This is a genomic window from Hymenobacter lutimineralis, assembly GCF_008271285.1.
Lineage (GTDB): Bacteria > Bacteroidota > Bacteroidia > Cytophagales > Hymenobacteraceae > Hymenobacter > Hymenobacter lutimineralis.
Genome location: NZ_VTHL01000002.1, coordinates 19,788 through 31,848 on the forward strand (window position 1 = coordinate 19,788; position 12,061 = coordinate 31,848).

A 12,061-nucleotide genomic window follows, 5' to 3' on the forward strand; every position below is an offset into this window, starting at 1 on the left:
GCAGAAAAGAGCCTACATCCACCCCCGTGCTGCTAGCCTCTCGGCAGCCGAAGCACCATCCAGCCAATTGGATTCCAGGCCAGGGCCGCTGAGCAGCAGGCAGCTGCCATCGGCCACGGCGGAAATGATGGCGCGGTACTGCTCGGGAGGCAGGGCGGGGCAGCCGCGACTGTTGCCGGCTTGTCCGTGCCGTTCCAAGTGGCGGCGGCTTACGTAGTCGGCGGCGTGCAGCACCACGTAGCGGCGAAGGGCATTGTCGTTCTGGCCCGCATCAAGACCACGCAGGCGGCGGGAGAGGCCGTGCTTGCCTTCGTAGGTGTCCTGCGTAGCATAAAAGCCCAGGGCCGTGCACGCCGATTTGATGGTGTTGGAAAACCTACGGGCCCGTAGGTGGCCCGAGCCGCGCCCGTGCGCCACGGGGCTGTGCTGCAACACTTCGGCCTTGCGTAGATCTATCACCCACAAGCGTTTTTCCGAGGACGGCAAATCCATGTCGGCCACGGCCAGCACCCCGGCCCGGCGCACCCGCCCGGCCTTGCGCAGGTTGAGGTAGCCTATGCAGGCCCGTTCCAGCACGGCCGGACGTAGCGTTGCCGCCGCCGGCCCCAGGCGCTTATGCAAAACCTGCACAGTTCGCCGCAACGAATCGGGGACGGCAGCCAGGGGTGCTAGGGGCGTCAGCTGCAGGGAGTCTGGCACCAGCACCGTTGCCGCCGGCCTGGGTGGCAGCGGCCCAGCCCGCAGCTCCTGACGCGCAACCTCCGGCGACTGACAAGCGGCTGAAAGGAACAGCAGCCCTAGAAGTAGCCCCAGGCGCCCAGCCCACGCAGCAGAAATCAAGGATTCGAAAAGCAGCACGGCCTAAAGTTCGCAGTTACGGGCCGAATGCAAGCCAACAAGCAGGTTAGAAAAATACGCTGGCGTTCAGCTTCACGAAAAACGGCGTGCCCGGCGTGAAATGTAATTCCGACACTGGCTCGGATTCCGTGCGCAGCTGGCTTTCCGTATCGAACTGGGCTTGGTTCCATGCCACATCCAGCAGGTTTTCGGCGCTGGCTCCCACCTGAAAGCGGGGGCGGGTATAGCTGAGTACCGCATCAAGCAGAAAGTACCCGCGGGCGCGTACTGAGTTGGTTTCGTTGGCAGCCCGGTCGTTGAGGTGCCGATAGCGCAAGCTGCCACTTAGTCCGCCAGAGCGCTGGTAGGTAAGCCCTCCAATACTGGTAAAGCCGGGGGCCAGCGGAATGTAGTTCTCCCCTTTTGGCAGGCCAACGGCCCGGCCGTGGTTGTAATTTAGGTCTACATCGGCGTAAAGGCGTTGGCTAAGCTGGTAGCGCACCGACATATCGGTACCGAAGCGGCGGGTGGGGCCGGCACTTTCCGTCACACCTTCATCACCCACGTACACCAGCTCGTCCTGCAAGTGCAGGGCCCAAAGGGCTATGTTCACCACCAGTGCCGGACGAGGCTTGAACGTGCTACCCACCTCGTAGCCAATGGCCCGTGGCAGCACCTGCGCCGTGCGGTTGGTCACCACGGCCCGGGCATCGTTGGAGTGGAATCCGAAACCGGAGCGCGCAAACAGCTGTACCGTGGGCTTCAGGTCGTAGTAGAAGTTCAGCTTGGGGCTCATGCGCGCTTTACCGGCTCGGCCCGACAGCGCGGCGTCCCGGTCCTCGTGAAACGCAAACCGGAAGTAGTCGAGCCGCAGGCCGGCATTCACCGTTAGCCGGTCATTTAGCAGCAGGTTTTCCTCTACGAAGGCATTGAAGTTCTGCTCGTACACCCGCCCGCTCACGATGGTATCGGTGGTGGTGCGGCGCACGGCGTGGCGCAAAGCCAGGTTTATATCATCGATACGGGTACCAATGCCGGCCAGGGTGCGCAACGTGCGAGCCCCCAGCGCGGTGCTCCGCTCGTAGGTGCCCAGGTAGCCGTACAGGTTGCGGGCCTCGGTCTGGCGGATTCCGTCGCCCTGCGTGGGGTTTTCCTTGAAGAAAGTGAAGTTGGAAAACAGATCAAACTGGTAGCGCGAGTAGTACACCTGCTGCTTGAGCACGGCGTCGTGCGGCAGGGCCACTGTGATAATGGCGTTGGCATTAGCCCGGCTGGTGCTGCCCCCTTCAGAGTCGTCGATGCTGCCGTAGCGCGAAATAAGGCCGCTTTTCACGGCCCGCTCCGGCACCTGCCCCGAGGCATCCCACCGGGAGGCGAAGTGGGAGCCGCTCACCATCAGCGAGGTGCGCTCAGAAAGCAAACCGGTGTATTTTGCTAGCCCATTAAAGCGGTTCAGGTGCTGCTTGGCGTCGAAGTAGGAATTGGTGAAGTAGTATTCGCCGGCAACGTAGGCGCTTTCGGTGCGCTTGCTCAGCAGGTGCTTATCCTTCGGCAGCACATTCAGCAACAGTAATGCCCGCCGCGTATCAAACTGGCCTACTTCCACTTTTGCCTGGCTGCGCTCCAAGGACGTTTTGGTGGTAAACTCTCCCGCGCCGGCCGTGGCAAAATCCCCGAACCGGGCCGAGTATGGACCTTTGTAGACTTTCAGCTGATCAACGGTTTCGGGAATGACAAAGTGGAAATCGGCGTAGCCCTGGCCGTGGGCGTGGCTTACCATATTCACCGGCAGCCCGTCAATGCTCACATTGAAGTCGGTGCCGTGGTCGATGTCGAAGCCGCGCAGAAAAATTTGTTCCGCCTTGCCCCCACCCGCGTGCTGGGCAATGAATAAGCCGGGCACCAGCGGCAGTAAGTCCTGGGCTGAGTTGAGCGGCCGCAACGCCCGGTCAATGTGCGAAATGGCCGCCATACTCTGGTTAGGGTCCTGCTGCTGCGCTACCGTCACCTCGCCAATATTAAGCGGCACACTTGGCAGCGTGAATAGAGCCGCTGTGGTTTCGCCGGGCTGCACGGTTAGTTGCTGAGTATGGGGCCGGTAGCCTAGCGCGCCTACTCGCACGGTATGTGAGCCTGGGGCCACGGCTGCTAACCGAAAGCGCCCCAGCGCATCAGTTGTTGAGCCACTCGGTTGCCCATCGAGCCACACACCGGCACCGTTGAGCGGCTGACGGGAGGCAGAATCGGTAGCGGTAGCTAGAATAGTGCCCGCAAGGCCCGGAGTTGGCGTTTGGGCCTGCGCCTGCCAGCAGCAAAAAAGGCACAGAAAGGCAATACGCAGCGGGAAGCTTCGTAGAGAAAGATGCATACGAAATAGGGTACTGAGGCTGCATCCCAGCCGCATGACCGGACGGACAACCTCAAGGTTGGGAATAAGACAACGCTGCAACCGGGCTCTACTGAGCGGTTGCGGGTCACTTATCCCCGGCGGGGAGGCGCAAACAGAACGGTGCGCACGCCCGCGGGCACTGCTGCGGCAGGCCAGCATGTAAGGTTTTCTGGCTGCTGGAAGGCCATAAGCGGAGCATCTGGTCGGACTACCGCCGCCAGCAGGTGGGTATCCAAGCCGTGCAGCAAGCTCAGCAAGTGCAGGGGCGAGTCCTGACCGGTGCGTGGGTGCCAGGCGCGCTGATTACCGTTGCAACGCTCAAAACAGTCGAGGCGCAGGTAGTTTTCCTGCTGGCACATGGCGCTGTGGTGATATGGGTGCGCTATCTGCTCCCGCAACAGGCTGTCGGGCCGGTGCACGAGGCCGGCCCCTACCATCAGCAGGTAATTGAGTAGTAGTAATAGCACCAGCCAGGAGCGCATGCAGCAGAAATCAGGCAGTAAAGAAAATCCGTTCCACCGTCCAGTAAGCGGCAATCAACCCAATGACGACGGAAGCCGGAATAACAATGCGCTGCTTGTACCAGGGCTTGCCCGCAAACCAGCGGCCAATAAGGGCATACAGCAATAGAATCACGGTAACCTGCCCAAGCTCCACACCTACGTTGAAGGCCAAGAGTGACTCCAGGAAAGATGTCTGCGGTAATCCTACCGAAGTCAGCGCACTGGCGAATCCCATACCGTGGATCAGGCCAAAGCCAAACACCACGGCCAGCCGCCACGGGTTAAGCCGTTCGGTGATGATATTTTCAAGCGCCACGAAAAGTATGGACAGGGCAATAACCGGCTCGACAATGGATGCCGGCGGCGAAATAAACCCATACATCGACAAGCCGAGCGTAATGGAATGGGCCACGGTGAAGGCCGTAGCCTGCCAAAGCACCGAGCGCAGCTTAGGCTCCAGCAAGTACAAGCTCACCACAAACAGGATGTGGTCCAGCCCCAGCGGCAGGATGTGCTTGTAGCCTACCAGCAAGTAAGTCGATAGCACATCGGTGCGCGACAGTTTGCTTAGGTCCTGGTCGAGCACGTGGGCCTCGGCCAGCCGCGGCAGCAGCCACAGCAGCAAACCCGCCAGAGCGGGCCACCAACGACGAGCAACAAAAAGTCGGTGCATGCGCGAGAAATCAAAGAAAGTACGTGGCCTGGCTTAGCGCACGGCCAGCAGCTTGCGGCCTTCATCGGCCAAGTCAGCTTCCAGATAGGGGTTAATAGCCAAGGCCTGCTTGATCAGCGCCTGCCCGGCAGAGGCCTGCCCCGTTTTGAGGGCAATGAGGCCGGCGCGGCACAGTTGGGTGGGGTTTTGCGAGTTGGTGCGGCGGGCTTTTTTCATGTACTGCGCGGCGGCGGCATACTCTCCCCGCTTGTAGTGCACCCAAGCCATGGTTTCGCACACGTCAATGTTATCGGGCCGGCGCTTGTACTCAATTTGGGCATGCTCCAGCGCCTTATTCAGCTCATTGGTTTTGAGGTAAGCAAAAGCCAGTTCCCGGTCTACATAGTGACCTACGTTTTCATCGGCTTCAGCGGCATCGGCGCTGGCATCAAGCTGCCGAATGGCCTCACGGGCAGCAGCCTGAGCTTTCTGCGGCTCGCCGTTCAGGCGGTATACGTCCGTCAGCTCATCCGTGAAGGCATAGTCGGCTACCAGCGTACGGGCTTTTTCCAGTTGCTTAATGGCAGCCGGGTAGCGCTGACGGGCCCGCTCCACGCGGCCCAGCCCGGCCAGGGCGTAGGCGTAGGAAGGCCGGTACTGCAACGACTGTTGGTAGTTCTTTTCGGCTTGCTCGAGGTTGCCGGTGATTTCGTACAAATGGCCCAGCGTCACGCGGGCCCATTCGGTTTGCTCCATGCCCGGCACGCCGGCCCGCACGGCCATTTGCATAGCTTCTACAGCGCCCGGTAGGTCCCCGTGGATTTCGCGCAGGTAAGACACGCGGGAATAAGCCGTCAGGTCGGGGCGAATCTGGTTCATTTTATCGGCCATGCGCACGGCAGCGGCGTAGCTGCCCAGCTCTACGTTGGCATCGCAGAGTAGCCCGTACACAAAGCCACTGTGCGGATTCACTGCTTGAGCGCGCCGCGCCAGCTCTAGGCCTTCGGAAAAATGGTGCTGGGTGAGGCTAAGGGACGCCTTGCAGCACAGGGCTTCGAAATTGTCGGGCTCAGCGCGTAAGACCCGATCCAGCAGTTGCACAGCTGCGGCATCGTAGTAGGCATGCTCGCCGGTGACACGGCCTTCCTGCATGAACGCCTGGGCGAGCTGTAGCTGGGCCTCGTGGTCATTGGGCTGCTGCCGCAGACGCGCTTGCAAACCTGCTACGGCCTTGCGGGTGTTCAGCCACTCGCCCCCGGCGGCCATGGCACCTTGCCGAATCTTAAGCTGCGGAAGCGGAGCCGTTGGCCGGCGGAGTAGCAAGGCACCTACCGTCGCGATAAAGCCTACGACCAGCAAGGCGTATAAAATGCGTCGAGGTGTTGTCATATGATGAGGTAATGTGGGCACAATGCACACGTCCGGCCGCCTTGCAGCGACCGGACGGTTACATCGTTAATAAATACTTACTCTTTGTTTTTCAGCAGCTTCACCGACTGCAGCATCGTACGCCCCGTGGAGAGGCGGGCAATATACAAGCCGCTGGCCATGCCGGCGGGAGCCTTCCATTCAAACTCGTACGTACCGGGCTTCACTACTTTGTCGCGCACCGGCGTAGCTATTACGCGGCCGTTGATGTCCACAATGGTGATAGTGATGGGCATACGCTGCGTAATGCGGTAGCTGAACGTAGTCTGCCCTACGAACGGGTTGGGGTAGTTCTGCGACAATTCCGCCAGCTGAGGCTGCAGGCCCAGGCCCGATCCGCCACGTTGCGACGTTACGGTAGGCTGCGCTTTGGTGCCCGACCAAGGAGTTTGCTGGTAGGGGAACGTAGCTTTCAGCGTGGTATCGTTCTTTTCTACGCCCGTTGTGAAGGTTAGCACGTTTTGCAGCTGCTGGGTTACGGGGTTCGTAGCGGCGGCGTCAAAGTCGTCGTACCAGAGGCCCACGGCGGCCAGTACGGCACCGCTCACGGCTTGCAGCTCAATCCGAACCACGTCATCCTCCAAGCGGCGTCCGTTCGGGAAACCGTCCATGTTCGGAATAGCCTGCAGCGTCGCGTTGGCGTTGTAGCGCGAATCCGTCAGACCCAATACAGCGGCGGCTAGCAGACCTTCGGAACTGAAGTCAGCCGATTTGCGGTCGGTAACGGGCACGGCCATGTTCAGGCGCAGCATGTCGCCGACTACGGGCAGGAAGTTGTTAATGAAGGGCTTGCCAGCGGTGAGGGGGTTGCCACCCGTTTTGCCGGTAGCTAGCTGATAGGGCACCAAATTAGGCACACCCGTCATGAAGATAGGCAGCAAATCGACGGAGCGGGGGTTGTTTGCCTGCAGCAGAATAGGACCGAAGGTAGCATCGGCAAACACGGTTCCAGCGCGCTGGGCCGTCGTTAGCACCGATAGGCCATCGGCCCCGTTGCGGAAGTCGAAGCCGGAAGCCGGCAAGCCGGGGCGGCCGGCCAACGACTTGGACTGGATGCGCAGCTTCATAAAGCCGGGCACGGCCTCGCCGTAGTACGTCTGGCCGGCCGGTTTGGGCGCGGCTGGCGCTTTGGGCGCGTCGTCGGCCATGTACAGGGCCAACTCGGGGTTCACGAAGTTTGCGTTAAAGGCAGCGTTTTCGTTGTAGGGCGTGCGGGCGTTGTATTCGTCCTTGTTGCCGATGGGGTTCACCACCTCGTTGGTGAGGGGCATGCCCAGGCGCGAAACCTGCACCCAGTCGCCGCTGTGCTCCTGTGTACCGTTGGTTTTCAGGGTACGAATGGCGCGGCGGCTGGCCGAAGCCCACACCCCAATCACGAAGTCACCATCGAGAATAGTCGTGGCTTTATCCACGGTCTTGCCATCCTTCTGCAGCTCCGAAATCGGGATTTGCAGCGCAATGGTGTTGATATTCTTGTGGTACAGTCCGTCGCGGGCATTCTCGGGGCGCAGGCCGCCCAGGTCTTCAATAGCTCCAATGTCTACGAAGAACGGGTCATCAACGGGGCCGCAGAATACTTTGCTGCCGCCGGCCGTTTCAATAGCGCCGTTCATCAGCGACTCGTAGCTGGCAGCGGCCAGCCCGGCGGCACCCGTAATGGCGCGGGGGCCTACGTTGTAGGGTGGTACGGTACCAGCGCTAACCAGCGTGGTAGTAGCACCGCCCTTGATGCGCTCCAGCTTGTAGGTCGTCTTCAGGTTCTCCTTTTTCAGGCGAATGTTGAAGTGCGTGGTCGGGTCTTCGTTGGTGCGGGTGAAGGTGAAGCGGTACGTAATATCGTCGCCCGTGGTGGTGGCGTCGTTTTTGATGTGGATTTCGTACCGGATGTCTTCCCCGAAGTGGTAATAGTTGGGCCCGCCTTGCGGCAGCTGGAAGGGAATGAAGTTGGCAATAATGGTCACCAGCTCATCGTTGCTGGGGTCGCGGAAGGCGTACACATCGGTATTGTCGGCCAGCGGGTCATCCGCAATGAGCGGGGCTTCCCGGTGACTTGATGCTTCCAGTGGCGTTGTCTGGCTACTCCAGACTGCCAGTCCGGCCGCGCCCAGCGCAGCCAGCGCCACCGAAAGAATCGGGCGAGTAAATTTCTTCATGCGGAATGTGGGGGTTAAGTGAAAAAGGATAGAAATAGCCACGACGCGCCCTGACAGGCAGGAAATGCCAGTGGAAAAAGAAATTCAAGAAGTACTTAGCAGGAAAGACGCTGCCTTATCGGGCAGGCGCGGGTAGCTGGTGAATAATCAGCTGGTAATAAGAACAGTGGATAAATCAGCGCGGGCGAAACGTAGACTACATACGGCCAGGCAAGCTCAACCGGATTGATTTATTTGAAGTTATTTCAGTACATAATTAGGGCTAATCTCAACTGTGCGCCCCCCGCGCATTCTTCGCTATTTTTGTGGCCTGCAAAACGGTTTGCCCCGCGGGCTGTTCTCGTAGTATTTCGTCTTTCTCGCGCCTTAGGGGCGCTTCTTTTTTGCTATGGCTAAAGTTGCAATCAACCTCTCTACTGGCAGTATTCAGCAGGAAGAAATCATCGTCGGCATCGACCTGGGCACTACCAACTCGCTAGTAGCCTACATCCACCCCGATGGCCGCCACCCCATAGCCATCAACGACCAGGGCCGCGGCACCATCGTGCCTTCGGTGGTACACTTCCCGGCCGGGGGCGAAACGCCCCTAGTAGGCACGGAGGCCAAGGAATACCTGCTCACCGACCCGCAGAATACCATTTACTCGGTGAAGCGCCTGCTGGGCAAGTCGTACAAAGACCTGGGCCAGCACGCCGCCGACCTGGGCTACAAAGTCATCGACGACAACTCTGAGGGACTGGTGAAAATCCGGGTGGGTGAGAAGTTCTACTCCCCTATCGAGCTGTCGGCCGAAATCCTGAAGGAGCTGCGCGCCCGCGCCGAGCACGCCCTGAAAACGCCCGTCAACAAGGCTGTGATTACGGTGCCGGCTTATTTCAACGACTCCCAGCGCCAAGCAACCCGCGACGCCGGCCGCCTGGCCGGGCTGGAAGTGCTGCGCATCGTGAACGAGCCTACGGCGGCGGCCTTGGCCTACGGCATCGGCCTCGACCCCGAGGAAGAGAAAACCGTGGCGGTGTACGACCTGGGCGGCGGCACCTTCGACATTAGCATCCTGCACTTGCACCAGGGCATTTTCGAGGTGCTCAGCACCAACGGCGACACCTACCTCGGTGGTGACGACCTGGACCGCGCCATCATCAACCACTGGACTCAGCAGCACAACCTGGCCGCCACGCTAGTCGACAACGGCCCGCTGCAGCAAGAGCTGCGCCTGCTGGCCGAAGCCGCCAAGCGCTACCTCAGCCAGCACGACGACTTCGGAGCCAACTTCCACGACAACCTGGTGCTGCGCCTCACGCGCCCGGAGTTTGAAGCGCTGATTCGGCCGCTGGTGGAGCGCACGATTGCTTCCTGCCGCATAGCCCTGGCCGATGCCAAGCTGCAGCCCCAGGACCTGACGGCGGTGCTACTAGTAGGTGGTTCTACCCGCGTGCCGCTGGTATACAACGCCGTTTCGGAGTTTTTCGGGCAGCCCGCCAACAATTCCCTCAACCCCGACGAAGTGGTAGCCTTGGGCGCCGCCATTCAGGCCGACATCCTGGGGGGCAACCGCCGCGACGTGCTGCTGCTGGACGTGACGCCCCTCACGCTGGGCATCGAAACCCTTGGTGGACTAATGGACCCCATCATCCCGCGCAACTCCAAAATACCCACGAAAGCCGGCCGCCAGTACACCACCTCCGTGGACGGGCAGGTGAACCTGAAGATTTCGGTGTACCAGGGTGAGCGGGACTTGGTGAAGGAAAACCGCAAGCTGGCCGAGTTCGACCTGCGTGGCATTCCGGCCATGCCCGCCGGTCTGCCCAAAGTCGACGTCAACTTTATCCTGAATGCCGATGGTATTCTGAAGGTGGAAGCCATAGAACTGCGCTCCAACACCCGGCAGGCCGTGGAAATCAAGCCCCAGTACGGCCTCACCGACGAGCAGGTGGAGCAGATGCTCATGGACTCGATGACGCATGCCCGGGAGGATATTGCCGCCCGCATGGTGATTGAGGCCCGCACCGTAGCCGAGCAGATGCTCTACCAAGTGGAGCGTTTCGTGGCGAAAAACGGCCAGCACCTCACCGCCGAGGAAATCACGCAGACGACAGCCGGCGTGGCTCAGCTCAAAGCGGCCCTTACCACTCAGGAGAAAGACGTTATTCTAAAGGCCGTAGATGAGCTAGAGGAGCTGACGCGCCCCTTCGCCGAGCGGGTGATGAACATTTCCATCAGCCAAGCCATGGCCGGAAAGAAGATAGACTAGCCGAACAGGGCTTGTCTGTTTGCCCTCCAGAAACTTCTTCAGGAAGTCATCCTGAACCGAACGAAGGACCTATGCACAGCTGCACAACCTTTGCGTGGATGTAGCAAGGTCCTTCGCTCCGTTCAGGATGACATTCTTTGACTTTTGCGCCCATACGTTCACCAAAGCACGTAAGCCCTTGAACCCGCACGTTGCCCGCCTCTACCAGCTTGCCCAGCAGCCCAGCCGCCGCGTGGTGGGGCTGATGTCGGGCACCTCGTTGGATGGGCTGGATGTGGCGTTGTGCTGCGTGCATGGGCACGGCACCAGCACCAAGCTGGAGCTGGAGCAGTTTACCACCGTACCGTACTCCGATACGGTGCGCCACCGCATCCGGCAGGTATTTGCGCAGCCCCAGGTGAGCCTGGAGTATCTTACCCTCCTGCATCCGTGGATAGGTCAGTTGCACGCTGACATGGTCCTGGACTGCCTGCGCGCCTGGCAGGTGCCACCCGAGGCAGTAGACCTGCTTGCCAGCCACGGCCAAACCGTATTTCACGCCCCGCACCACCAGCACCAGCAACCCGACTTTGCGGGGCGCAGTGCTACTCTACAGCTCGGCGATGGAGACCAGCTGGCCGTGCGCACGGGCATCATTACGGTCAGTGACTTTCGGCAAAAGCACGTAGCCGCGGGCGGCGAAGGGGCTCCACTGGCCACGTACGGCGACTATCTGCTGCTAAGTAGCTCGACGGAAGCCCGCGTCCTGCTCAACCTGGGGGGCATTGCCAACTTCACTTTTCTGCCCCGTCTTGGGGATGCTTCGCTCCTACCCTTCAGCACCGATGCCGGGCCGGGCAATACGCTGCTGGATGCCACGGTTCGACAACGTTTGCCGGAGTTGGCTTATGACGAAGGTGGAAAGCTGGCCGCAGCCGGAAAGGTACACGCCGGGCTTTTGGCCCATTTGCTAAACGCCTCCTTTTTTACGGCTCCGGTTCCCAAAACCACCGGCCCCGAGCTATTCAGCGCTGCTTATGTGCGCCAGGCGCAGGAGCGTACCCAGACGCAGCACTTACCTCTGGAAGATCTGCTGGCTACGCTCACGGAAGTAAGTGCGGCCGGCGTAGCCCTTGCGCTGGAACAAACTTGCGGGAAGCAGCCCGCCCTGGCTATCTACGCTAGTGGAGGCGGCGTGCACAACGCGGCGCTGCTGGCCGCCTTGCAGCGCCGCTTACCAGCCTGCACCTTCGCTACTACCAGCTCGCTGGGGGTGCCGCCCGATGCCAAAGAAGCTATTCTGTTTGCGCTACTCGCTAACGAGACGGTAGCAGGCACCCCGCTGGCGGTTCCGCTGGCGGGCATTCCAGCCGTGCTCTGCGGCAAGATTTCCTTGCCAGCCTAAGGAACAAGCGGCAGGCTTGGCTGATGCGCAGCAGCTGGCACCGGGGTAAAATACAGTATCCGCGTAGCTACCGAGTCGCGAAACGAAACATCCAGCTGCACGTGCGGGGCTCCGGCCAGCGTATCACTTTTGAAGGTGAAAGCGCAAAAGGGCCGAATAGTATTTCCCTCGCCCAGGCGCAAGCCCAATTTGTACAGCGCAAAGTCGGGCCCGAACTGCTGGCCCTGCGCGTACACGGGTTGCATGGCCGCCGCAAACTGCACGGGCGTCAGGCGCTGGGCTACTCCCGCCTCCAGGAAACCGTAGGCCGTTGGGTAGTCGGCCCGCAGGACTGCCAGCAGAAACTGCCGGGCCACTTGTACCTGAGACAGGGGCTTGGGCTCCGCCCGCGAATCTGGCTGCAGCAGTGTGCCACTCAACAGCCCCAGGGTAGTCAGCAGCAACTTGGGAAGGCGCATAGATTT

The 12,061-nt window shown here is 60.6% G+C and carries 9 protein-coding genes; 2 read left to right on the forward strand and 7 right to left on the reverse strand.

The features are described 5' to 3' along the window. Nucleotides 1–12: 12 nt before the first annotated feature. From FY528_RS02350 to FY528_RS02375, 6 genes are all read right to left on the reverse strand, one after another. On the reverse strand, nt 13–840 hold the full coding sequence (locus FY528_RS02350) for a murein L,D-transpeptidase catalytic domain family protein (protein ID WP_168681463.1): 828 nt from the start codon (nt 838–840) through the stop codon (nt 13–15). Between the two features lie 64 nt (nt 841–904). Continuing rightward, nucleotides 905–3,205: a TonB-dependent receptor gene (locus FY528_RS02355; protein WP_187631962.1), complete on the reverse strand. Its 2,301-nt coding sequence runs from the start codon at nt 3,203–3,205 to the stop codon at nt 905–907. A 110-nt stretch (nt 3,206–3,315) separates the two neighbouring features. Next, on the reverse strand, nt 3,316–3,708 hold the full coding sequence (locus tag FY528_RS02360; RefSeq protein WP_149069400.1) for a hypothetical protein: 393 nt from the start codon (nt 3,706–3,708) through the stop codon (nt 3,316–3,318). A gap of 10 nt (nt 3,709–3,718) precedes the next feature. After that, entirely contained in the window at nt 3,719–4,402 is a 684-nt protein-coding gene (locus FY528_RS02365; RefSeq protein WP_262383884.1) for a HupE/UreJ family protein, read from the reverse strand. Nucleotides 4,403–4,435: 33 nt separating this feature from the next. Beyond that, nucleotides 4,436–5,770: a tetratricopeptide repeat protein gene (locus FY528_RS02370; RefSeq protein ID WP_149069401.1), complete on the reverse strand. Its 1,335-nt coding sequence runs from the start codon at nt 5,768–5,770 to the stop codon at nt 4,436–4,438. Between the two features lie 77 nt (nt 5,771–5,847). After that, nucleotides 5,848–7,962, reverse strand: coding sequence for a DUF4331 family protein (locus FY528_RS02375; RefSeq protein ID WP_149069402.1), 2,115 nt, complete (start codon nt 7,960–7,962; stop codon nt 5,848–5,850). 388 nt (nt 7,963–8,350) lie between these two features. On the opposite strand from FY528_RS02375, the gene hscA reads away from it, so the two are divergent. Together hscA and FY528_RS02385 are read left to right on the forward strand one after the other, a co-directional pair. Continuing rightward, nucleotides 8,351–10,213, forward strand: coding sequence for a Fe-S protein assembly chaperone HscA (gene hscA / locus FY528_RS02380; protein WP_149069403.1), 1,863 nt, complete (start codon nt 8,351–8,353; stop codon nt 10,211–10,213). A 178-nt stretch (nt 10,214–10,391) separates the two neighbouring features. Beyond that, nucleotides 10,392–11,597 carry an anhydro-N-acetylmuramic acid kinase gene (locus tag FY528_RS02385; protein ID WP_262383885.1) on the forward strand — a complete coding sequence of 402 codons (1,206 nt, stop codon included), beginning with the start codon at nt 10,392–10,394 and terminating at the stop codon, nt 11,595–11,597. Here the strand turns inward: FY528_RS02385 and FY528_RS02390 are convergent. Next, the gene (locus FY528_RS02390; RefSeq protein ID WP_149069405.1) at nt 11,594–12,055 is read right to left on the reverse strand and encodes a hypothetical protein; all 462 of its coding nucleotides are present in this window, start codon (nt 12,053–12,055) and stop codon (nt 11,594–11,596) included. The genes FY528_RS02385 and FY528_RS02390 overlap by 4 nt on opposite strands. Between the last annotated feature and the right edge of the window lie 6 nt (nt 12,056–12,061).